The 23,198-nt window shown below is 32.7% G+C and carries 24 protein-coding genes and 5 tRNA genes; 22 read left to right on the top strand and 7 right to left on the bottom strand.

The annotated features are described in order from the left end of the window. The first annotated feature begins 59 nt into the window (after positions 1–59). The 6 genes from AB671_RS10745 (at position 60) to AB671_RS10720 (ending at position 4,912) form a co-directional block, all read left to right on the top strand. The gene (locus tag AB671_RS10745) at positions 60–620 is read left to right on the top strand and encodes a hypothetical protein (protein ID WP_066679371.1); all 561 of its coding nucleotides are present in this window, start codon (positions 60–62) and stop codon (positions 618–620) included. Positions 621–623: 3 nt separating this feature from the next. Beyond that, positions 624–887 carry a hypothetical protein gene (locus AB671_RS10740; protein WP_066679373.1) on the top strand — a complete coding sequence of 88 codons (264 nt, stop codon included), beginning with the start codon at positions 624–626 and terminating at the stop codon, positions 885–887. 6 nt (positions 888–893) lie between these two features. Continuing rightward, positions 894–3,149, top strand: a complete 2,256-nt coding sequence (locus AB671_RS10735; protein ID WP_066679375.1) for a hypothetical protein — start codon at positions 894–896, stop codon at positions 3,147–3,149. A gap of 98 nt (positions 3,150–3,247) precedes the next feature. After that, positions 3,248–3,808 (top strand): phage holin family protein, encoded by a 561-nt coding sequence (locus AB671_RS10730; protein ID WP_082987282.1) that lies wholly within the window; start codon positions 3,248–3,250, stop codon positions 3,806–3,808. After that, a complete protein-coding gene (locus AB671_RS10725; protein WP_185116240.1) occupies positions 3,777–4,340 on the top strand; it encodes a hypothetical protein in 564 nt (187 codons plus the stop codon). Before AB671_RS10730 ends, AB671_RS10725 begins: the two co-directional genes overlap by 32 nt. A gap of 8 nt (positions 4,341–4,348) precedes the next feature. Beyond that, on the top strand, positions 4,349–4,912 hold the full coding sequence (locus AB671_RS10720; protein WP_066679379.1) for an N-acetylmuramoyl-L-alanine amidase: 564 nt from the start codon (positions 4,349–4,351) through the stop codon (positions 4,910–4,912). Between the two features lie 63 nt (positions 4,913–4,975). Here AB671_RS10720 and AB671_RS10715 read toward each other — a convergent pair whose 3' ends face one another. Further along, positions 4,976–5,725 (bottom strand): hypothetical protein, encoded by a 750-nt coding sequence (locus AB671_RS10715; RefSeq protein WP_066679381.1) that lies wholly within the window; start codon positions 5,723–5,725, stop codon positions 4,976–4,978. A gap of 138 nt (positions 5,726–5,863) precedes the next feature. Here AB671_RS10715 and AB671_RS10710 point away from each other — a divergent pair, with 138 nt between their 5' ends. From AB671_RS10710 to AB671_RS10655, 12 genes are all read left to right on the top strand, one after another. Beyond that, positions 5,864–6,640, top strand: coding sequence for a hypothetical protein (locus AB671_RS10710; RefSeq protein WP_066679383.1), 777 nt, complete (start codon positions 5,864–5,866; stop codon positions 6,638–6,640). A gap of 37 nt (positions 6,641–6,677) precedes the next feature. After that, entirely contained in the window at positions 6,678–7,127 is a 450-nt protein-coding gene (locus AB671_RS10705; protein WP_157447952.1) for a hypothetical protein, read from the top strand. Between the two features lie 102 nt (positions 7,128–7,229). Beyond that, a complete protein-coding gene (locus AB671_RS10700) occupies positions 7,230–7,514 on the top strand; it encodes a hypothetical protein (RefSeq protein ID WP_066679386.1) in 285 nt (94 codons plus the stop codon). A gap of 3 nt (positions 7,515–7,517) precedes the next feature. Then, a complete protein-coding gene (locus AB671_RS10695; RefSeq protein WP_066679387.1) occupies positions 7,518–8,072 on the top strand; it encodes a hypothetical protein in 555 nt (184 codons plus the stop codon). Between the two features lie 238 nt (positions 8,073–8,310). After that, on the top strand, positions 8,311–8,607 hold the full coding sequence (locus tag AB671_RS10690; RefSeq protein WP_066679392.1) for a hypothetical protein: 297 nt from the start codon (positions 8,311–8,313) through the stop codon (positions 8,605–8,607). After that, a complete protein-coding gene (locus tag AB671_RS10685; RefSeq protein WP_157444185.1) occupies positions 8,591–8,842 on the top strand; it encodes a hypothetical protein in 252 nt (83 codons plus the stop codon). Before AB671_RS10690 ends, AB671_RS10685 begins: the two co-directional genes overlap by 17 nt. Beyond that, positions 8,835–9,137 (top strand): hypothetical protein, encoded by a 303-nt coding sequence (locus AB671_RS10680; protein ID WP_066679396.1) that lies wholly within the window; start codon positions 8,835–8,837, stop codon positions 9,135–9,137. Before AB671_RS10685 ends, AB671_RS10680 begins: the two co-directional genes overlap by 8 nt. Positions 9,138–9,296: 159 nt before the next feature. Beyond that, on the top strand, positions 9,297–9,761 hold the full coding sequence (locus AB671_RS10675) for a hypothetical protein (RefSeq protein ID WP_066679397.1): 465 nt from the start codon (positions 9,297–9,299) through the stop codon (positions 9,759–9,761). Between the two features lie 71 nt (positions 9,762–9,832). Next, complete coding sequence (locus AB671_RS10670; RefSeq protein WP_066679399.1) at positions 9,833–13,966, top strand: hypothetical protein; 4,134 nt, start codon at positions 9,833–9,835, stop codon at positions 13,964–13,966. Then, positions 13,950–14,333 (top strand): hypothetical protein, encoded by a 384-nt coding sequence (locus AB671_RS10665; protein WP_066679401.1) that lies wholly within the window; start codon positions 13,950–13,952, stop codon positions 14,331–14,333. Before AB671_RS10670 ends, AB671_RS10665 begins: the two co-directional genes overlap by 17 nt. Before the next feature lies 1 nt (position 14,334). Then, positions 14,335–16,395: a hypothetical protein gene (locus tag AB671_RS10660; protein WP_066679403.1), complete on the top strand. Its 2,061-nt coding sequence runs from the start codon at positions 14,335–14,337 to the stop codon at positions 16,393–16,395. A 72-nt stretch (positions 16,396–16,467) separates the two neighbouring features. Continuing rightward, complete coding sequence (locus AB671_RS10655) at positions 16,468–18,309, top strand: hypothetical protein (protein ID WP_066679404.1); 1,842 nt, start codon at positions 16,468–16,470, stop codon at positions 18,307–18,309. An 11-nt stretch (positions 18,310–18,320) separates the two neighbouring features. Here the strand turns inward: AB671_RS10655 and AB671_RS10650 are convergent, their stop codons facing one another. From AB671_RS10650 to AB671_RS10625, 6 genes are all read right to left on the bottom strand, one after another. Next, positions 18,321–19,496 carry a site-specific integrase gene (locus tag AB671_RS10650; RefSeq protein WP_157444184.1) on the bottom strand — a complete coding sequence of 392 codons (1,176 nt, stop codon included), beginning with the start codon at positions 19,494–19,496 and terminating at the stop codon, positions 18,321–18,323. 150 nt (positions 19,497–19,646) lie between these two features. Next, positions 19,647–19,719 (bottom strand) — tRNA-Met (locus AB671_RS10645). 38 nt (positions 19,720–19,757) lie between these two features. Further along, positions 19,758–19,830: transfer RNA gene (locus AB671_RS10640), tRNA-Met, on the bottom strand. Between the two features lie 38 nt (positions 19,831–19,868). Beyond that, positions 19,869–19,941 (bottom strand) — tRNA-Met (locus AB671_RS10635). A 33-nt stretch (positions 19,942–19,974) separates the two neighbouring features. Next, positions 19,975–20,047, bottom strand: a tRNA-Met gene (locus tag AB671_RS10630). 39 nt (positions 20,048–20,086) lie between these two features. Continuing rightward, positions 20,087–20,159: transfer RNA gene (locus tag AB671_RS10625), tRNA-Met, on the bottom strand. A gap of 100 nt (positions 20,160–20,259) precedes the next feature. Here AB671_RS10625 and AB671_RS10620 point away from each other — a divergent pair. The 4 genes from AB671_RS10620 to prmC are packed head-to-tail and all read left to right on the top strand — an operon-like array spanning position 20,260 to position 23,195. After that, the gene (locus tag AB671_RS10620) at positions 20,260–20,871 is read left to right on the top strand and encodes an L-threonylcarbamoyladenylate synthase (RefSeq protein ID WP_066679406.1); all 612 of its coding nucleotides are present in this window, start codon (positions 20,260–20,262) and stop codon (positions 20,869–20,871) included. Between the two features lie 13 nt (positions 20,872–20,884). Then, the gene (locus AB671_RS10615) at positions 20,885–21,592 is read left to right on the top strand and encodes a CPBP family intramembrane glutamic endopeptidase (protein WP_066679407.1); all 708 of its coding nucleotides are present in this window, start codon (positions 20,885–20,887) and stop codon (positions 21,590–21,592) included. Further along, a complete protein-coding gene (gene yaaA, locus AB671_RS10610; protein WP_066679408.1) occupies positions 21,589–22,347 on the top strand; it encodes a peroxide stress protein YaaA in 759 nt (252 codons plus the stop codon). The genes AB671_RS10615 and yaaA overlap by 4 nt, the downstream gene beginning before the upstream one ends. After that, positions 22,347–23,195 carry a peptide chain release factor N(5)-glutamine methyltransferase gene (gene prmC / locus AB671_RS10605; RefSeq protein WP_066679409.1) on the top strand — a complete coding sequence of 283 codons (849 nt, stop codon included), beginning with the start codon at positions 22,347–22,349 and terminating at the stop codon, positions 23,193–23,195. The genes yaaA and prmC overlap by 1 nt, the downstream gene beginning before the upstream one ends. Positions 23,196–23,198: the final 3 nt, after the last annotated feature.

The raw sequence follows: 23,198 nt of genomic DNA, 5'->3' as shown, positions 1-23,198 counted from the left end.
TCCTTCTGAACAAATTTCTATAGAGGTTATTTTGTGAAATAATAAAAACTTTCGAAGGAATGAATATACAGAGTGTCAATGTTTATCCAAGTATGGAATATTATTCTGGGCTAAAAACAAAATTGTACTACGCTCCAGCATCATTTTTTCTCACAATTGATCTGCCAACTTCAAAAAATACATATCAAGAAGTAGTCACGATCAATAATGATATTAAGTTTAAAAGTGGTTCTTGGGAAAGTTTTGATATTCTTATTGATGAAAATGAATTGAAAGTTTTGCTTTCAGGAGCTTCTGGAAAAAAAAAAATAAAATCGGAATTGAGCATTTATATACTTGGTATGCGTCCTGAAATTTTAGGGTTTCTATCACTGCATTCTCAAACACCCTTTGTTTTTGCTTTTATTGATTCAAACGGCAATAACTGGATTCTAGGTAACTTAAGAAATAGAGCATTTCTTCAAGAAGCAGAAATTTCTTCAGGAAAAAAATATGAGGACTTATCTGGTGCGGCTGTTAAAATATCAAGTAATTCACAACTCTATTACTACCCAAAATCTATTAAAGAAATTGAGATTGGGGGATTTACAAAAGGGTTTTCAATAGGATTTAAAAGTTAATTTATGACTGAATTAGATAAGATATATGAGCTTATTCCCGATAATACGGAAGGAGCGGTTTCTGAAAAAGATTTGAGAGACTCTTTTAAAATTTCCTTTGATTATTTTGATAATTTAAATGAAACTAAAGTCGATGGAACGATGAAGGATTTTTTGGATGTATTCCAGGATGCAACAGATTCTGAAAAAGCGCAATTTAAAGACATTATTGGCATTGATGGAAATTTTAATGAAGCTAAAGGTTTCGATTTAACACTTATAGATTAGATTGATATGGCAAACACAAGAGTAGAAGCAGGAAGATTAATTGAAAATAGCGGATTTTTTAAATCCGTTGCAGTATTTGATACTGCAATAACTTCTGTAAGTGGTAATTTATATTTAGGCTTGTCAAATATAGCTTCTGCACCTAGTAGTTCAGATATCGTTTGGGGGCCTGCGCAGCCAATAACTGGTTTTGTGAATGGTCCTACTAATTATGCTTATTCAGGCGCAGATATTCCATGGGCAGATGCTTGGAATAAATATATATTTATTCGTTTTGATGGAATTATAGATGGCACTGCAGTAGATTCTAAACATGGATTTAATTTTGTAGGAAATGAAATAAAAGCTCCTCATGATAGACTTGCATCAAATTTAGGCAACGGATTATTCAAAGTTCCCATAGATTTTGAAGCTCAAATTTTTAATCCCGGTAACTTATTAAGCTATTCTTTTGTGTCTCGATTAGAGTGGCGTATTACCTACTATGATGGTGACGTACTTCATAATGTTACTAGGGTAATTAATCGAGGTCAGAATAACACAGATTACATGAATTTTCAAACAACGGATTACAATATAGTAATCAAGAAAATTGAAAGTGTAATTGTTGGTCCTTCAAATGAAGAAACGAAATTTGTTTATAATAAGAATTTTATAATATTAAAAAATCCAATTAAAGACATAGCGCTTTTGAATATTAAAAACTTATCATTATCAGGTGTTCATGGATCAACATTATTTAATGGATTTATATTTGGCAGTGCAAGAAATAAGGATGCTACAAATAATAATATTGTCAAGATATCTGCTACTGATTCAAGTAATATTACTTATTTAAGCCTTTTAGATACCGCAGGGGCTATAGCATATGGATTTGATCAAATAATCGAATGCTCAGGCTATCTATACGCTCTGGGTTCAAATGAACTTTTCCAGATTAATCCTACTACTTTAGAATATAGAAGTTTCAAGTTTACAGCATTTGGAAGTATTGCATTAAGCCCAATTTTAGGAGATCAGGAGTTCCTATATGTAGTAAGTACTACTAAAATTTGTAAAATAAGAGCGACTGATTTACAAAATTCTTTACCTGGTGTGACTGATATTATGCCGTATATTCTTTACAGCACATCATTAAGTCCGGCAATACCGGGAACACCCAACAACTATATTCACTCGGGCGTTGTTGATGATAGTCATGTTTTTATAGCGACAACAAGTGGATCCTCTAATAATCCATATAGTTTTGCTAAAATACTTAAAAGTAATTTAAGTATTTTAGGATCTGTTCAAGTGCCAAAAGCAACTGATGACATGACGCAAAACACAGAATTTTGTTATTTGGGAATTGAGTTAGGTCCTTCTGATACTGTTGGAATTGGTTATGGAACTTATGCTGTGAGAAAATCTAATTTAGAAGTACTACCATTGGGTGCGTTATCGCTGCAGGATTATGGTTCATACCCCCAAACTATAGTATCGTATGCTTCTTTATTTTTTGGTGATTTCTTATTTGACTTTAAAGTAAATCGGAAAATTTATCAATTGAATACTTTAACAACAAGTGACTGGACTTCCGAGAAACCAGGTATGGCGACCATTCAGCAGTATAATTATAATGCTGAGGGCATTATGAATGAGGTTTTGTTTGATCCGGACACGCAAACTTTTCATGCTTTTTTTTGGAAAAATAACGGAATAGCACGTTCTGATTATGCGACTTTCAAGATACCTGATTTAATAATTTTCACAAATCCCGTAATTGTAAGTTTGCCAATAACAACTTTAGATAATAATAATAATTATATTTTGAACGCAAGTATTACATCTTCAGGAGGTACACCGGTCACGGAAGCATACTTTGAAATTTTGGACCTTCAAAATAATCAAATTGAAACGATTCCTGTGTTCACTTCAAATGGTGCTAAATCAACCCCATATTCAAGTCAAACATCATTTAGATATAGATTTGTTGCAAAAAATTTGAAAGGAACTTCTACAACAGCAACTCAAACTGTTGTAATTGTGATTACTGAAATATACAAATTTGCAGGTACTGTTTTTTACGACGAATTACCCGCTTCAGGTGTGTCATTATTCTTAGTTGAAAAAAATAAAGATACTATTTTAAACACAACATTAACTTCACTTGATGGTGCCTATGAATTTTCAAACTTGGAAAAAGATAAGGATTATGCAATTTTTGGCTATAGAGGTAGTCAAAGAATCATAACGAAAATAAAAAAGCCTTTTTTGTCGTAAATAAACCTTGAAAGCAATAATAATGATATTGGCGGTCCTGCTTAAAACCAGGAGAAAGAAACTATTAGAAAACAATTTAAATTTTACTCTTTAAGGTAATGAAAACAATAAACTACTTTCTTCAACTCATGGGATTCCTGAATATTGAAGATTTTTTCGGAAAGTACCATCCGTTATTCGGAAGTATTTTTGCGAGCTCTCTTACTTTCGGAATTTTCTCCGGATTTATAGAAACTCACAGTGGAATTTCAATGTTACTGTGGGTTTTCTTTGCAGCGGGAACTGTTGTGGATCTACTTGTGGGTCTTTATGCAAATCTCGTCTACCTGGACCGAAAATTTGAAAGTGATAGGTTCTTCAGGGGAATCTTCAAACCTTTTGTGATGTTCACTGTTATTTTCCTAACAAACACTTTTAAAAGAGGTCTTGAAACGTCGAATATTGCTCCTGAATGGATAAAGGATATGACCGTCGGAACAGTAGCTACAATTCACTATTCTTTTGTCTTAACAATTGGAATCTTTATTCTTCTGAGCATTGCCGAAAATATGGCAAAAATGGAGATAAGAGCAGCTGTCACTTTTACAAAAATTTTAAACATGAAAATTAAAAAAATCGAAAAATTAAATGATGAAAACGATCTTAATAACGCTGCTTAGTTTATTACTCATCTCATGCGGTTCTGTAACAAAAAACAAATATAAAAACTCTGAAGAATTATCAGGAAAAACTATTCTGCAAAAAGATGAAAATTTATCTACAGCAACTCAATCTTTTGAAAATGGTTCTGTAAGAATTGAAAATAGTGGGTATAAAATTGCTGTAAAACCAATAGCCGGGCAAAACTCGTTTTTCAATTTTACGTCTCCAGATGGTCAGGTTTTTAAAGGCGAAACCAACGCAGAACTCAATTTTGAAAAAGTTGCGGAGAAAAAAGAAATTAGGATTGAAAAAATTTTTTTCTCTCAAATAATTTACAAAAGCCAAACGACCTATAAAAGCCATACAACTTACAAAACTGTAACGAAACATTCTGAAAAAGTGAAAATTTACAGTTCTTGGTACCTATTTTTAATTGCAGGTTTTTTACTCTCCTACTTATTAAAGTTATTTTGGAGTTGGGTTAAAAAAAGCAATTGGTTCACAATTATTTACAACCGTTTAAGTTTAAAAAATAAAACCGAATTTTAAAAACAACTATGATACAATTTTCTCCGTTAAGAACTTACCTTTCTGCAGGTCATAATAATGCAGATCCTGGAGCTGTAGCAAATGGCTACAAAGAAGCTGATATCACCAAGATTATTCGTGATTCTATTGTCGATCAAAGCGATGATAAAAATATTGTTTTAGATAAAGATTGGGAAACGAACAAACAATATCAGACTAGAATCAAGCCGGCTTCAGGATCGGTCGTTTTTGATATTCATTTGAACGCTGCAGTAAGTAGCACAACTCGTGGAGTTGAGTGTTATGTTAACAAAAAAGATTTTGAAAATAAGAATTCAAATTCATATAAGATGGCCAACGAGGTCAACGAATTTTTAAGTCAAACATTAGGAATTAAAAACAGAGGTGTAAAACCTGAAAATAATTCTCAGCATTCTCGTATTGGAATTCTCAATCTTGGATCTGGAATATCGGTTCTTGTAGAAGTTGATTTCATTACCGGAACCGGAGCTGTTGAAAGTATTCTTACAAATAAAGATATTATCGGGAATGGATTATCTAAAATTTTAAAGAAATTCGACGATTTAGTTTAAAACTAAAATAGGTATCAATTAATTTGATACCTATTTTTAGTAAATGATTTAAAAAAATTAAATCTACTCTTTTAAATGTCCGACTTTTACAGCAATAAATATAAAGAAAACTAACAAGAAACTACATAATAATACTCCTTCAGTAGCTGCGATATTCAAATATGCATTCCGTTTGAATTTTTCCTGTGTTTTATTAAATTCAATTTGATGCTTCTTATCCGCTTTTCGTTTTTGTAGATCTTTCAATAGTCTTTTATTACTGATTATAACAAAATCATTCATCTTCTTAGAGCTGAAAATATAATCATTTATTATGTTATTTATAGTTTTATCAACAATTGGATTTTCCTTAAGACTGCTTAAAATCTGTTTTTCCAATTTAAGAGCATCCTCAAGCTGTTTGTCCTCCTCCATTTTGTAGTCAGCAACAATTGCTGAATTTAATCCCGAATCAAGCAAATTTTGTTTGAAAAATTTATTCGCTTTCTCTCTATCAACAGATGTTAAAGTAAATGCATTATCTTGTTCAAACCTTTGTGATAATGAAATAATAAATTCTAATCTATTAGCAAAATTGTCAAACGTATTATCACCTGCCTCAAAATGATCACTAATTTTTGACATTTGGTCTATCTCTTTTTCTATATTCTCAATATGTTCAGCAAATTCATTTTCGATTTTCTGCTTTTCTGGAAAACTATCAAAAAGTATATATCCACCTAATGTAATTAATGCCCCGACTAAGGCTCCAATAATAGTTTTCGTAACGGTCTTTCCAATGTTGTCTTTATAAAGTTGTAAAAATGTACTCATTTAGTTTTTTTTGCAAAAATAATTAATTTTTTTTTTTAATTTTTCGCTTTAGGAAAACTGTTTTTTCTAAAAGCATCTAGTATTGTTTTGTCCTTTTATAGAAATGCTAGAAGGTGCATTTTGCTGTCAAATTAAAATATGGCAGAACATATCAGAATCGCAAAATCCTGGGACGAACTCAACGAATGGCAACTGCAGGAAATTGCACATTTATATCTAAATACCCCCATCGAAAATTTTCCTGAAGCTTATTTTCAGATGATTTTGATTGTTTATCAAAAATCAACTTCTCAAGCAGATTTATATAACTTTGACAAGCTTAGAAAAAATGTACCCATATCGGAACTGGGTAAATACACTAATTTTCTGAAGGATAAAGCAGACTACTACTCTTTTCCTGAAATCCCCGGACTTTTTAAGCCTGCCGATGCTCTCGGAAATATTACCGTTAGACACTTTTCGACAATTGACACCTATTTTTATTTATGGAATAAAGAAAGGTCGGTTTTAAATTTAAAGAGATTGGTAGCCTCTCTTTACCGAATCAAAAAAGAATTTGATGATTTAGATATCGCTGCAGTTGATGAAATCACTAGAAAGCTTCCAGTAAAACAAATGGAAGTAATTGCATTAGCATTTTTATTTACTCGTCAACAAATTTCTAAAACCTTCCCTGTTGTTTTTCCAAAACCGAAAGAAGAGACTGAAGAAAAAAAATTACAGCCAATTTTCACTAAAAAAGATAATCAATTTATCCCTTTCGATAAGATAATCATTGGGATGTCGATGGATGAGCTTCAGCCATTAGGAAAGAAACAGGACGTTAACCAGGTCCGAGTTTATGAATTCCTGAGCGTACTGTCAGAAAGTATTTTATATCACCGAGCAAAAGCCAAAGCAAATGAAAGAAAATAGTTATTTAGAAGTAAAAAATTACTTTGAAAATTTAGTAATGCAATCAACATTTCTCAATGATTTCGTTGGTTTTTTTGAACGTGAATGGAGCTCTAAAAAATCATCTGTAAAAGGATTAAAATCTCCCATTCTTGCTCTTTTCAGATATACTTTAGGCTTCGATGGTCAAGGTGAAAATTCGTTGGCTGTAAGAAAGATTGGGTTTGCTATTATGTTTAATAAAATTAAGCCCGGCGATTTGGATGCTCAATATCAGGCGATACATGATGCTGAGCAATTAGCCATTAAGATTATATCTCGTATGCGCTACGAGTCTTTTAATTCTGATCATTTTCTTTACAATGCATTTTTAAAAGATTCTGTAGAAATCAAACCTGTTGAGTTATCTTCAGGAGATTTTGGAGTAGATGTTTTATTTAATATGAAAAATAAGCAACCTCTCAAAGTAGATTTTTCTGACTGGAAAGACTTAGAAAGTACATGTTAACCCATATTAATAAACCACCTAACAAATAGTTTTTTTTGTTGGTTTATGGGTTCCCGTAAAATATAAACTTCGAATTTAATTATATTTGCCAAAAACCATAAAATGAGTAAAGTAGATCCTTATACTTTTATGTCGACCGAGTTCGACGGATTCCCAAAAACAAATGAGATAAAACCTTTAATGAGAATGGTTTTAACAAAATATAAACTATCTGAAAGCGATGATAATCTGCATCAAATAGGTACTACGTTAATTACTTTGAAAAGAGCTCACTTAGTAAAAGAACTAGATATTTTAAAGCATATTTCAGAAGCCGGAGACGCTTCTATTGATTTAAAAAAAATGGCTGTTATTTCGGCTATATATCTTTCAAAATATAAAAAATAGTATATGAAATGTTTATTATTTCTTCTACTGCCAATTTTTATCTTTTCTCAAAACTTCGAAAAAACTGATTTAGAGTTTAAAGAAGCTATGAGGTTGGCTGACTCTTTAAATTATAAATCAGATTCATTAAATTACAATTTAGAGATGATTAAAAAAGCTGATTTTTTCAAGGATAAATTGCTCATAAATGATAATTATAAAAGTAGTGAAAAGGCAAGTGATATTTTTAACGATTTTAGTAATCTAACAGGTAAACGATACAATTATTTAAAAATAAGTAGTGATGATAATTTAATTAAAAGATTTTTTAATTTACAAAAGGCTTTTTATCAAGTTCAAGTACAAAAAGAAGTCATCACTTTTTACTATGATATGAAGTTGGAGAATGCGGCAAATGATATGTTAAAAAAACATCTACAGAAAGAATCGGAAGAAAATAAATTAATTGAAATTTTGAGAATTGCTAAATTCCCGATTGAAAAATATAATAAGCTTACGGATGAAGAAAAAAATAAACTTTTAGATTCAATTTATCGAGGATATAAGTATCAAGAATGAAAATAATCCACCTTTTATTTGGTGGATTATTTTTTTTAGCTACTTTTGTAGTGCGAAACCCAATGACCTGAGGAAGTCTTAAAAAATCTTCAACTAACTTTTACGTATATTATAAAGACTTAGGTCTTGATGAGTATTGGATATCTTCTTCGGATGATTGGGTTTCGCGACTACCAAGAAAATCAAGGCTTTCTTTTTTTTCTTGGTTTATTTGAAAACAATTTTTAAATAAAATAAAATGCGAAACCCAATCAAAAACACTAAAAACAGAAGCGCTAGTAAGTTTTTAGGTCTACGAAGAAAATCAAGACTATTAACCGAAAGACCAATTCTATCAAAGAATTTCGACTTTCTAAAAAAAAACAAGGGAACAGTTTCATCAACTTATTTAGAGTCTGGTATTGTAAAATGTACCTTTAGTTCCTACTCTACCAAAAGAAAAGCTTTTGCTTTCGGTCCTACTTTCGACCTTGCGTATGTTAACATGATTAAAAAATTTAATGAAAAATATGCAGATCATGGCAAAGCAATTTAATCAGGCATTATCAGAGTGGTTAGATGATTTTCATTCCACAATGACCGTAGAAAAAAGAGCAGATATGAATGAGGTAATTGTGAATGTAGGATATGATAATCAGATTATCGAAAATCATGGAGATTTAATAAAAGTAAATCTTACAAATCTCGTTTCTTTGTACCATATTTTAAACCGATATCCAAAAAAGTTCAAGTCATTAATCGAATTATTAAAGCCTGAAGACAATGAATGATTATAAAGAAACAATGCAGAAAATACTTCTTGAATATTACTCAAATACTCCTGAAGGCAGTAAAATACAAATGCAAACATCTGCAGTGCTTTCATGGTTTAAAGGGGTAATTCCTAGTCAACCAGTGAATGAACATGATGTTTTTGAAGTCTTAACAGATCTCGGATTTAAGCACTCACAGAAAATTATTTATGAAAAAAATGTGATTAAAAAAGCGACAAAATGGGAGGAAGAAATATCTGAAGAAATAGAAGTAGGCAGAATTTTAGTTTGGAATTTATACGAAAGAATTTAGTTTACACTTTAAAAAATTTCAAAAAAAATACGATTACACTTTTATATTTTAGCTTATATCATTAAAAACCAATTAGTTTACAGAATTACACTTTAACACCTAACTCCGGAGTCCTTTACAGGTTTTTCCGGAGTTTTTATTTTCGTTCAAAATTCAATTATGTACAATAACGAAAAAGAAGTTGCTGAAAAAGCAGAGCAAATGCTTGAAGCTTCCTTAAGAAGTAAAACTTCATCTTTTGCGGACCATGTAAACCGAAGAGAAGGACAAGCTTCATTGAAAGATGCAGCTGCAAAATCTACCGTAAAAAAATACGGTACCGTCAGAGGCGGAAGTCAAAAGTTTTATCTGAGAAGCTTAGCGATTAAAATGACTAAGCACGGTTTTATTCAAAATTTCGGGGTTGATGGTGTAAGAGATGCCGGAACCAGGACTCGTCATCGCCCTCAGGAAACGACATATAATTTTAAATCTCATGTAATGAAAATGCAAGCGAGACCCTTTATTGATGAAGCCGTGGAAGCTTCAGGAGTAAAAGATTTTGTAATGAGCGAAATTACAAGATTGAGATCTGAAGCAATCATGGTCGATATTAGAAGAATAATTTCAAATATTAGCACTTAATCAAGTGCTTTTTTTATGTCCTTTCTCAAAATATTCCGGAGTAACATATTGCAGGAAATTCTTTCAGCAAAATGGCAGGAAATACCATCTCCACAACCGGAGTACTCTATATAAACGGAAATCAGGTACAAAATACCTTTCAGAATGTTCAGCGAATAACACGAAGTCTTGAGAGAGATCTACGTCGCCTTCCTGTTGGAACACGAGAATTTAATGCCACTGCAGCTGAACTGGTAAGAGCAAGAGCTCGCTTCCAGGAAGTAAGAAATGAAATCAATACACTCGATGGGGCTCTTAACAGATCTAGAGGATTTCTGGGATTGTTTCGTAATGGTCTATTGAGTTTCGGAGAAACATTTAAAGAGGTTTTTAGCGCCAATACAGCTTCTATGTTTTTTGAAAATATGATTTCAAAAGGCAAAGCAACCGTAGATCAGTTATTGAAAATTGCAGATGCAATGTCTGATGTTCAGAAAACCACTGGAATGTCAACTGATGAAGTTAAGAATCTGTGGACACAGTTTGACGAAATGGACACCAGAACAGCAAAGATTGAACGATTGAAAATTGCTGAAGTTGGAGGTCGATTAGGGGTTCCAATCGAAGAAATGAAAGACTTTGTTCAGGAAGTAGATAAGGCCTATGTCGCTTTAGGTGATAGTTTCGATGGTGGACTCGAAGGTGTCGTTGATTCTTTAGGAAAAATCAAAGGACTTTTTAACGGAACAAAGGAGCTTACATACGCAGATGCTATAAATCAGATTGGTTCGGCTCTTAACACATTGGCAGCTCAAGGAACAGCCTCAGAAGGTAATATTGCGAATTTTGCATTAAGGGTTGGAAATTTACCGGAAGCTTTAAGACCTGCAATTGATAAAGTTTTAGGATTAGGGGCTGCATTTGAGGAATCTGGTATTGATGCACAAATCGCATCTTCAGGAGTTTCGAACTTTCTTTCTACTGCAGGAGGTAATATTGAAGGGTTTGCAATTTCAATGCAAATGTCTGTAGCAGAAGCTGAAAAATTATTGAATACAAAACCTGAAGAATTCTTCTTACGATTCGCTCAGGGAATGAAAGGTGTTTCCGGAACTCAAACCTCAAAGATATTTGACAGTTTAAAACTTAACTCTTTAGAAGTTCAAAAAGTTATTGGTGCAGCTGCCAACAGAACAGATGATTTCAGAAAATCTATGAAAACAGCTGGCGAAGAGATGGAAAAGATGACCTCTCTTACCGATGAATTCAACACAAAAAACAACAATGCTCCTGCAATTTTAGAGAAAATTAAGAATGCATTTGGTGATATGTTTACGTCTACCAATGTCATCAATAAATTTGAAAGTCTAGTTCAGGCTGTTGGATGGTTAACTGGTGTGACGGATGAATCCGGAAACGGGATGATTATTTTCAAAGAACGATTAAGCCTGCTTTACAAACTATTTATTGTTGCTATTTCAGCTGTAATTGGCTACAATGCTGCTCTATTGATATTGGTTTTGACAACAAGAACTGTTGCTCGTGAGACTCTGATTTATAATGCCATCCAAAAAATAAAAGTTGCATGGGACACAACAGCAAGAGCTGCTACTCTACTTTATGCGGCAGCTAAAGCATATTTGACAGGAAATACAGTTCGAGCCACAATTGCGATGAGAGCTTTCAATACAGCAACAAAAGCAAATTTAATCGGCGTTTTGTTAGCTGTGATAACCGCGGTCGTTACTGCAATGGTCATGTTTTCAGACTCTATAGATGAAGCTGCTGAAAAACAAAAAGAACTTAATTCTATAAATAAAGAATCTGAAAAAGGAATTATTGCTCAGAAAAATGAGCTCAATCAGTTAGTAAAAATAGCTCAAAACGATAACTTCTCAAAAGAAACTAGGGCTAATGCGATTAAAAAATTAAATGCATTATCTCCAGAATATTTAGGTAATCTAACTACTGAAAATATAAAAACTCAAGAAGCTACCAATGCAATAAAAGCATATACTGACGCTCTTTTGAGAAACTCAAGAATAAAGGTTTTAAATAAAAAACTTGAGGAAGCTCAAGAGAAACAGCTCGATTTAGAAAATCAAGATATTAAAGATTTTGCAAAGCAAGGTGGAGATTGGATTGATAAGAATATGTCATTTTTATCTCCATCTGAATTAAAAAGATTAGACAAAAGTCAAATAAAGCAATTCTCAATCTGGAGGGAAAAATTTGGAGATGAATATGCTAAAAGTTTGATGGAGACCTATGGCTACATCTATGAAAAAAGAAATCAAGCGATACAAAGTGGTAATAATTATATCAATGCTTTAGGTGATGAGATTACAAAAGCTTCAACTATTGAAAATACAAATGAAATTGTTGGAACTCAAAATATAATTGCTCCTGAAAAACCTAAAAAAGAAAAAGACCTTGAAAAACAAAAAAATAATGATCTTGAAAAATCTCGAGATGCTATTACCAAATCTTTAGATGTTAAAAAAGAAACTGATAAAAAATACCTGGAACTTGAGCGATTAAAAAGAGAAGAGGAATTTAAGATTATTCAGGAAAGTAAGCAGAAAGAATTTGATTTAGAATTAGCAGATTATGAAAATCGTAAAAATGAACTTAATCAACAGACTGAGGATATAAAAGGGCAAATTCGAACGACTCAAAATGAAATAAAAAAGCTACAGCGGGATAGAAAAGAAACAAAATCTCCAGAAGCTGCGAAAAACTTTGATACGGCAATAGCTGGATTACAGGCAGCCAATGACAAGCGGTTGATACTTATCACTCAAAATAATTCAATCGAAGAACAAATTTTAAAAACCCATGGATTTAATCTCTTAAGAATTGAGGAACAGTGGGAAACATTGTCCTACGAAAAAAAGGTTGAAGCTCTCCAATCTAAAATTGATATTGAAAGAAATGCAGCTGAAGATACAATTAATGAAATAACTACAATGGATCAGGCTCGTCTTGCATTATCCCAAATGCAACACTTGAAGCTTACTGATCTTGAGCTTAGAAATATTACAACACTTGAAGATGCTAAGAAAGCCCTTCGTGAAAATGCTGATCGTGCTTATTTAAAGTCACAGTTGAAAATGTTGGAAGAACAACAGAAGCTTCTCAATCAGCTAATAAATGACCCTTCTCTTTCTTCTGAGGCTACCGAAAAACTTAAAAAGGATTTAGATGAATTAAACATCAAAATCACCGGGGTTAAGTCTGCAATGAAAGGTGGTGAAGAGACAGATAATAAAAAAGTAGTTGAAGAAAGTAGCGAGAAGAAAGGAAATATTGACATTCTTGGTTTTTCTGCAGATGAATGGGAGAAAACATGGAAGAATCTCAAAACTACAGAAGACAAGTTAAAAGCTGTACAGATGGTTATTAAGGCTTTAGGGAATGGTTTTCAGGCTTTCGCTCAGCTACAGCAAAACCTTGCTAATAAAGAAATGTCAAAGTTTGAAAAAGACAATTCTAACAAGAAAAAAGAACTTCTAAAACAACTTAATGAGGGCTTAATTAATCAGACCGAGTATAATAAGCAGGTTCAACTAATTGAAGCGGAAACGGCTAATAAAAAAGCAGCGATAGCCCACAAACAAGCTAAAGTTGAAAGAGCTCTTAAAATTGCCGAAATTATTGTAGCAACTTCTTTAGCTATTATGCAGTCCTATAGTCAGCTTGGCCCGATTGGTGGAACCGTTGCAGCGGCAATAATTGGAACTTTAGGTGCTGTGCAAATTGCTACGGTTGCGAGTACGCCTCTTCCTGATCAGCCTACATTTTACAAAGGAGGGTTTACCGGTAATGGTTTCGGTTCTCCTGATGAATCGGGTTCAAAACCTGCAGGAATTGTTCACGCTAAAGAATGGGTTGCTCCGGAATGGATGACTGCTCATCCTCGACATGCTAAAGTTATTGACTATTTAGAAAGTGTTCGACAAGGTAAAAATACTGGTTATGCTGAAGGTGGAATTGTAACATCTGAAAACACGAAAAAAGATGTCGCTCAATCACCAGCACCGACTCAAAACAATAGTGATTTTATTCAATATTTAGCAGTTTTATCTGATGTTAGAAGCTTACTGCAAAAATTAGATGAAGAGGGAGTAACTGCGGAAATGGTTGATAGTGAAATCAACGGTAAAATGTTCAAAAAAGCGATTAAAAAATTTGATAAATACGAAACCCGTGCAAGTAGAAAATAATTTTGAGGAGCTTCATATTTTTGAAGATAAGGATATGAATAAAGTTTGCGATGCATTATTCAATTTTGTAAAAAAACATTCTGGAGAAGAAATATCAATTTGTGGATCTATTGCTAAGATATTTTCAGATAAACTTCCCAGTATATATAAACCGAAAGATGTTGATTTTGTTGTGAGCAAATCTGCTTTTGTACAGCTTACAAGAATGAAAATAAACATGAATAATATAGTGACTATTGAAAAACAGCCGAATAGATTAATATTTTACACACTCGGATCAGCGTGTGTTGAATTATGGGCATTCGATAGTGAAGACGAAAACAAAGTAAAAAAATATTATAAAAATAAAATTTCTTATTTAATTTGATATGGCAATTAGATTTAAAGACGTTGAAGTATGCAATGCTTGGCAGCCTACTTCACAAGGAGGTCATGAATGTTCAGAATACATTTATGTTCAAGTTCCTATCGGTGATTGGAATGCGACCCCAATGCAGATAGTAGCTCCATCGTGGACTGTAGGAGCTGCTAATCCAGTTCCAATATCCCTTCAGATTATTTTTCCGGAATTGGAGTTTATTTATTCTGGTTTTACAAATTTTCGATATAAAATAAAAAAAACAGTTAATGGTGTAGATTTTATTAATATTACCGGTGCTGGGTTAACAGGTGATGTTTTTGATGATTTTAATATTAGAAATAAAACGGTTCAAATAAATTTTCAAAATATGGGAAATCTTTCGGTAGGTATCCACACTATTAATTTAATCATTGAAGCTTATAGTGTTGAAACTGACGGGACCGAAACTTTTAAAGAAGATTCTTCTATCCAAAATATTATTATACCTATAAAAATAACCGTATTGTCTGGAAATGGATTTAATACAGATTCAAATGTTTATCAACTTACTTATAATAAAGCTGACGATTCTCTTTCTGGTGATTCTAAAATAACAGTTTATTCTGCAGAAGCGGTAATGGCAAATGTGACAGATCCTTTTATTGAATTAATTCAAACATCGGGAGCAACAGAAAAGTATTTAACGTTTCAAAATAATGCTACTATACAAGGCAAGCCTGTTGGAAATTATTCTGGAAATGTAACTATTACCAAAGGAACTCAAAGTAAGACTGTAAAGGTGAATTTAGAAGTTATTAATGATTCTACACAATTTTACTTAAATCCTACAGCTTTTAATATTTCGCTTCAGAAAAACTTATCAGAGGCAAAAACGGTAACAGCTATCATTTCGAACCTAAATAATCTCAATATTTCAGCATATTTTTTCCCGTCATTTATTGAATCTGTTACTATTTTGAATAATGAAGTTACGATTCTAACAAAGAATTCAAGCAATTTAATATTAGGAAACTATTCTGGAGATATTATATTAAAATCTGGAAATGTTCAAAAAGTGATTTCTGTAAATCTCACCGTTTTACAGGGCATAAAACATGATTTTTCAGGAGCTTCTTATTATTTTGCCCTGGATAAAAATAAAGTAGTGGTGAATAAAACGAATGTAGAATCTGCCTATGTTAAAATGACTCTTAGCATGTATTTTAAGGGTTTTGGAAGTGAATATCAAGAAAATCAAACTTACACTTATCCATTTTTCAAAGGTTCAGCAGAAATTTATCCTGGAGAAGAAATTCAAGATTTTTTTATTAAGGCTAAAAATCCGTTAGCAGCACAAAACCCCAATTATCAATACGATTTGGCTTTAGTTTCGGTTACTTTTCAAGAAATGAGCGCTACGGATAGCATTGTAACAGCCTACACATTGGATAATCTTAGATTCGCTCCAGGAAAGAAACCAAAATGTTTTCCGTTTTTCACAGATTATTCTGTGAGAAAAACGTTTTCTGATTCATTAATAAAGCTTTCTCACGATTCTTTGTCAGAAAAAACAGAATCAAAAATTCTTTATGATCAGTATCTTTTGCCCAAACCAATATTCACTCCAAAATTTACTATCGATCAATATGTTTTTAACAGAAAAGAATTTAAAGCGGTTTATGAAAAAAATATTGTTTCAAATAATATTTTGCAATTCTTACCTTTCCCGAATCCTCAAAATGTCGTGCATATTGAGTGGGAAAATCAAAATTTAGTGTTTGATTGGTTTACGGCAGTTGAGACAATCAGAGAAACTTCAGAAATAGAATCAATCACTGGAGAATCTAAGTATTACAAGGAGGAAAAATTTGATAGCAGCTATTCTAAATTGCTTACTGTAAATTCCGGTTGGATTCTTGAGGAAGAAATTGATTTAATTACCGATTTATTAATGTCGAGACTTTGTTTTGTTACGATTAGAGAAAAAACTTACAAAGCTTTTCCGATTGGTAAAAAAAATGAACTGTTTGATACCGACAACAATAGTTATTCGATGGATTTGGAATTTAAAATCTTAATTGAAAAATAATATAAACCGCTTTTAAGCGGTTTTTTTGTCCTTTAAAACTTTTTATTAAGCTTTCATATTGCATGAAAAAATATGAAAGATAAGTTTGTTACGGAAAATTTCGAAATTGACTTAACCGGTATAAAAACGAATTTCACTGAAGAAAATCCAAGATTTAAAGATAGTATTTGGACAAAATATACTTTACCTGTAGATATCAATTATGATAGAAATTTTTTAAGTAAAGTAGCACAATATTCCTCCTTTTCCAATGCTAATTTACCCTTAATTCATAAAGGACAGCATGTCTTTGAGGGGCGTACAATGCAAGGAACTTTGACCTTTTCAGATTTTAGAAATAAAAGTGCAAAAATTCAGATTGAGTCAGGTTTTGAAGAACTTCCAAATTTTGACAAGATGCTTTCTGAACTACCATTAGAATATAAGGAAGTTTCAGATATCTATGATCACGCTAATGAAATTGTCACCAAAAAATATCCTGAAACAAATTACAATTTTCCGAAAATGTACACTGAAGAATTTGATCTTGAAAGTGAGGGATGGAAATATTTCGGATCATTTTTAAATGATAGAGTACGACCTGCAGGAAATTCCGTAAAAATATTCACAAGAAATGAGATTCAGGAAAATGCGAATGGGTGGGATTGTGTCAATCGAAATATTATTCATCCAGTACCTTATTTATTGCATGTTTTAAAGCAGGGTTTTTTAGATGCTGGGTTTAGATTGACTGGAGATATTCTTGAAGATCCAAAATTAAAACAAAGAGGAATTTATTCTTCTGAACAGTACTTTACGACTGCTGATCAGGAATATCAAAAGTCTTATGTTTATACTAATGAATTTTACGACAATCAGGATTATTTTGGACAACCGTTTGGGCGTTGGCAAAAATCGTTTACAATCGATGCACCAGGGAAATATAGAATTCTGGGAAAATGCTTCAACAACAATGATTCTAACTGCACATTACAAATAAAAAAAAACGGAGTTGTTTTGAATGTTTACGGAAGTGCTGGAACTCCTTATTTTAATTTTGATAAAGTTATTGAAATAGGAATAAATGAAGCTGAAACAAGTCCGGTAATTACACTTGAATATTTCGGACATGTTTTTAACGATCAGTTGGGTTCTGATAATATTAACATTGGAATTGCAGAAATCAACATTAATCCAATGCGACAAAATACAACTTCTGGAGATCCAATTCCTTTTATTTTTAACTTAAATCGTGTTAATCTCAAGCGAGCTGTTCCAGAGATGACATTTGGTGAACTCGTCAATATTATTAAAAACTGGAGAAATTACGATTTGACATTTGAAAATGGCATTGCAATTATGAATAGAATTGTGATTGACAAGACGAAAGAACCGGAAGATTTTCAGGAATTTGAAATAGAAGACCCATTTCGAAGTAAAAATGACAAGAAATATTTTAATCTCAAATTTCCTGAAGTTAAAGGAGTTAATATTGAAAATATTTTCTTCGATGAAAGCGGATATCAACTGAATGTTTCATCAGTTCCTAAAGACACTACCGAAATTTCAATCAATGGTTTTTGTTTACCAACTACAACATTCAGATCAAATACAACAGTAAAAGTCTTTGATGAAGGTGCCGCTTTAATGCTTATATATTACGATGGATTAAATAATAACGGCGATAATCATGCAAAGAATCCAGATGGAATGCACGGAATAGCACTTGCTGAAGAATTGAAAGATTATTTTTTATCCAGGTTGACAAATTTTATTTTCAAATGGGGGTTTATTGCCTTAAAATCAAAACTTAGAAAATTTAATATTCGTAGTGAAATTTATGCTTACAAGAAAAAACACTTTATAAAATCCTGGGTGAAAAATTCTTTATCTGACAAATATTATAGTGTTGAAATTGAAACGGAGACTTATTAATCTCCGTTTAATCATTGCATAAGCATCATACTACGAGCTGCAGTATCTTTGGCAACATGTACATATTTCATAGTTGTCATAATTTTAGTATGTCCCAAAATTGTCTGCAGGTTTTCAATTTGACCTCCTTTTATAAGATAGTTGGTGGCGAATGAGTGTCTGCCAACATGAAAATAGAGACGTTTTCTAATTCCACATGTGTTAGATATTTTTTTTAGATGCTTATTCATAGTAACTTCTGTCCAGAATGTCGAGAATAAATCCGTATTTGAATTTATGATATCGTGCACTTTGGGAATGAGAAAAAGTGTTAAATCTTTACCTCCCTTAAATGATACTACTCGAAGAAACTCCTCAAGCATTTCTTCTCTTTTCCTTGCTTTCACATCTGAAATTCGTAACCCTGTGTAACATGCAATTAAAAAATAGCCAAGGGAAAGTTTATAATTTTCAGGAATAAAGCTCGAAAAATAATATTCATGTAATTTGCTAATCTCCTTCTCATCCAGCCAAACGATTCTTCCTCCGGTATCACCAACCTGAACATCGTCTAAATCAAGACCTAGCTTAATTCCATACTTCTCAGCAAGTGATAAATATTTCTTCAGAACAGCCACATTTGAATTTATTGTTGACTGAGCATTTTTATATTGGGTTTTTAAGTGCGCTCTAAATTCATCAAAAAATTTATAATTGATATCTTGAAATGCAACAAGTGCTCTGAAATCCTTCAGTTTTTCAAACACCGAATCATGCTTCGCCAGTGTATTTTGTTTCATCGGTTGAATGTCCCGGATACTTTTATAAAATTGGCCAAAATCAACCGTAGAAGGAGCTGTTTTTAGCTGGTCCAAAAAAGATTGTAATGTCAATGGAACTTCAGAAAGACGATGCTTCATTCTTATAGATGTAATTTTTGCATCAATTTGTTTTAAAAGTAGATGCTCATCACGGCTTTCTGCAGTATCAATAATTCTCATATTTTTAGAATCCCAATACTTCTCTTCAATTTTTACTGCAGCAGGAATTCTCTTTCTCCGACCTCCTACATTAATATTAATGTAAACGGGCTTTCTCCCTCGCTTATCAGGTTCATTTTTTAAATAAAATGTATAATCCATAGGTGCAAATATGTTGTTAACATCTCTGCTCTTAATAAATGGTAATAATTGATTTTGTCCGATCATAAGTAGAATTTTATAACCGACTGTCACGACTTTTTTTTTAACGTGACGAGATTCGTGACAAAGAAAAAGAGAATAGATACATTTCTAATCAAAATTGTTTTGAAGCAAATCTTAATAGCGTTAATGTATTTATTCTCTTAAAAAAAATAGTAGCGGGGACACGACTCGAACGTGCGACCTCCGGGTTATGAGCCCGACGAGCTACCTACTGCTCTACCCCGCGATATATCTTTATAGTGCTAATCGACAGCACTTTATTAGTAGCGGAGACACGACTCGAACGTGCGACCTCCGGGTTATGAGCCCGACGAGCTACCTACTGCTCTACCCCGCGGTGTATCTTTATAGTGCTTACCGAAAGCACTTTTTTAGTAGCGGGGACACGACTCGAACGTGCGACCTCCGGGTTATGAGCCCGACGAGCTACCTACTGCTCTACCCCGCGATGTACCATTTTAAGCTTAAAAAAGCTTCGTAGTAGCGGGAACCGGACTCGAACCGATGACCTTCGGGTTATGAGCCCGACGAGCTACCTACTGCTCCATCCCGCGATATTTCTTTATAGTGTTTATCGAAAACACTTTGCTTAGTAGCGGGGACACGACTCGAACGTGCGACCTCCGGGTTATGAGCCCGACGAGCTACCTACTGCTCTACCCCGCGATATTGGATTGCAAATATACGAATATATTTGAAAATAGCAAGCAATCCTTTTAAATAAAGCACTTTTATGAAATTTATTTAAATATTCGTACATTTGTTTATGGCAAAAATTTTGAAAATTTATCCCGACAATCCTCAGGAAAACCTTATCAATGAGGTTATTAAAACCCTGAATAATGGCGGACTGATTATTTATCCGTCTGACACGATTTATGCTTTAGGCTGTAATATTTTTGATATCAAAGCCATGGAAAAACTGGCACAAATAAAAAAACAGAAACTGGAGAAATCAAAATTCTCGATTATCTGTAATGATTTGAGCCATTTATCAGACTTTACAAGACCTATTGATACTTCTGTTTTCAGATTTTTGAAAAGCCATCTTCCTGGTCCGTTCACATTTATTCTGGAAGCGAATAAAAGTTTACCTTTAGCATATAAGGGTCATAAAACGATTGGTATTCGTGTACCTGATCATTCAATTCCACAATTAATCGTTGAAAAACTGGGACACCCTATTGCATCAACTTCCATTAGAGATGATGATGAAATCCTTGAATACTCTACAGATCCGGAACTGATTGCTGAAAAATATGACCACTTGGTTGATATTGTAATAGACTCAGGTTATGGAGACAATATTGCCTCAACCATTGTAGACCTTACATCGGGCGAGCCGGAAATAATTCGTCAGGGAAAAGGAGAAATTTAGAACGATTGGTAAAATGAGTCTTAACGGAAGATATTCTTTAGGCATAATCCTTACTTTCGTATTGCTTGCCGCTTCAATGTTGTTTTCAATCCCAACAATTAATTCATTTTTGAATTATAAAACCTTAACGGTTGATCTTTTTTTTTACGACAGACTTTCTCTGTGGTTGATTTTAATTTTGGTTGTAGTCTATAATTTTTTTATTGAAAACAGGTCGTTCTTTGTTTGGGAAGAAAAGAAGTATCCCCCTTTATTTTATTTGGGTGCTGTAATCGCTTTATACTTTATTTGTGTATTTGGCGGAGCTTTTCTCAATGCAATTATTATTTTCTTAACCGAAGAAAAAGCAAGCAAAAGACTTCTAGAGTTCAAAATTTTATTTAATAACAACTATTTTCTCATCATTTTCACTTGTCTTACCGCTGGAGCTATCGAAGAATTACTGATGCGGGCTTACATTCAGCCAAGAATTGAAAAAATATACAACAGTCCGATGTTGGGTGTGGTTGTTTCAGCACTTTTATTTGGCATTTTACACAGCACTTACGGAACAATCGGTCAGGTTGTAATTCCTTTTTTTATTGGGATTGTATTTGCTTTATTTTATAAAAAATATTCAAACATTAAAATTCTAATTATCTGCCATTTCATGATAGATTTTATCTCGATGATGGTCATGAATTTTATTGATTCTAAACATTTATCTTTACTTACCTTATGAAAATCATAACTTCTCCTGCAAAATTAATGAACATAGAAAACTCAACAGATTTATTGAGAACTTCTACCCCAAGATTTATTGAAGAAGCAGAATTAATTCAATCTCATTTAAAACATAAATCGCCAAAATATCTTTCCGAATTAATGGAAATTTCGGCAAAATTAGCAGACGAAAATTGGGAAAGAAACCAAAAATGGAAATCTAAACCCACCGCAAAAGAATCTGCTCCCGCAATGTTTGCTTTTACAGGTGAAGTATATCGTGGTTTGGATGCAAAAACATTAGACAAAAATGCGGTTGATTATCTTCAGAAAAACTATAGAATACTTTCCGGTCTGTATGGTTTGTTGAAACCTTCAGATAAAGTAATGTTGTACCGTCTTGAAATGGGAAGGCCATTTGAATTTGAAAATTACAAAAACCTTTACGGATTCTGGACAGAAAAAGTGACTGAGTTACTTAATTCTGAAATGAAAAAGAACGAAATTCTTCTGAATTTGGCAAGTAACGAGTATATAAAAGTGGTTGACCGAAAAAAACTCAATCATCAGGTTGTCGATTTTGATTTCTACGAAATAAAAGAAGGCAAACTGAAAACAATCGTTGTTTACACAAAACATGCAAGAGGCTTGGTCGTAAGATTTTGCGCCGAAACCAATGCAAAAACTTTGAATGACGTGAAAACATTCAACTATGAAGGTTACAGAATTGATGAGGAAAAATCGACAGATACTAAACTCGTTTTCACAAGATAATGACGCTATCACAACTTAAAAAGCATTTTTCAGATTCACTTTCGGAAGTTTATACAGGTCCTGAAAGTGTTTTTATATTTCAGATCTTTGCTGAAGATATTTTAGGCTTAAATAATTTTCAGCAAAGACAATCCGCAAATCTAGAATTGTCTGATGAAAACGAAAACAGATTCCTGCAAATCATTTCAGAATTAAAAACAGGAAAACCTTATTTACAGATCTTAGGTGAAACCGAATTTTATGGAATGAAGATTTTTGTTGATGAAAATGTGCTTATTCCACGCCCTGAAACTGAGGAATTACTTGAAATTACGATTCAGAAAATCTCAAATCTCAAATCTCAAATCTCAAATCTCCAAGTTTTAGACATCGGAACCGGAAGCGGAATTATTCCTTTGGTTTTAAAGAAACATTTCCCAGAAGCGGAAGTTACATCGATTGATTTTTCGAAAAAAGCTTTAGAGGTTGCCAAAAAAAATGCAGATCTTCACCAGCTTGAAATCAATTTTATTCATGCTGATTATTTGAGTTTGGAGTTAAATAAAAACTTTGATATTATCATATCAAATCCACCCTATATCGGGATTGATGAAGAGAAAGAGATCGCAAACTCTGTAAAGGGATTTGAGCCTACGATGGCACTATTTTCTCCCACCTCTGATGCTTTGATCTTTTACCGAAAAATTGCAGAAGATTCTAAAAAACATTTAAATAAAAACGGTTTGCTGTTCTTAGAAATCAATCAGAAATTAGGACAAGAAACTTTAGCATTATACAAAGACTTTTCTCACAGTGAGCTTATTAAAGATCTCAGCGGAAATGACCGTTTTATTTTTGGTATAAAATAATAT

Source organism: Chryseobacterium sp. BGARF1 (assembly GCF_001677955.1).
Classification (GTDB): Bacteria; Bacteroidota; Bacteroidia; order Flavobacteriales; family Weeksellaceae; genus Chryseobacterium.
Note: the sequence above shows the minus strand (reverse complement) of the source record. Positions and strands in the feature narration are given on the sequence as shown.